The organism is Mesorhizobium sp. M1A.T.Ca.IN.004.03.1.1, from assembly GCF_003997555.1.
GTDB lineage: Bacteria > Pseudomonadota > Alphaproteobacteria > Rhizobiales > Rhizobiaceae > Mesorhizobium.
The window spans coordinates 1-251 of the sequence record NZ_RZTV01000750.1 but is presented as its reverse complement, the minus strand read 5'-3'; the positions used below and the strand labels follow the sequence as shown (position 1 = coordinate 251).

The window sequence follows — 251 nt, the reverse complement described above, 5'->3', positions numbered from 1 at the left end:
CGAAATCGTAGGAGATCGGTAGTTTCAGGAAGGGCTGCGGTGCGGTTGCGGTGAAGACCGGACCTATGGCCCGCCACTCCCGGTGGCCGACCACTTCGAAAAGCTTTGTCCAGTTGCCGACCTTGATGCCGACTGGCACCCGTTCCGCCGGGCGTCCACCCGGTGCATAGGCGCAGCCATTGGCAATCACGTCGCAGCGCGGCTTGCGGAAAGCAAAGTCGGTCTCCCACAGCGTCGCTGAGTAACCAGGC

1 protein-coding gene is annotated in these 251 nt (G+C 62.9%); it reads right to left on the bottom strand.

Annotated elements, in window-relative coordinates:
- The coding region (locus EOD29_RS33660; RefSeq protein WP_127248876.1) for a DUF2169 domain-containing protein at positions 1-251 on the bottom strand (251 nt) is incomplete at both ends.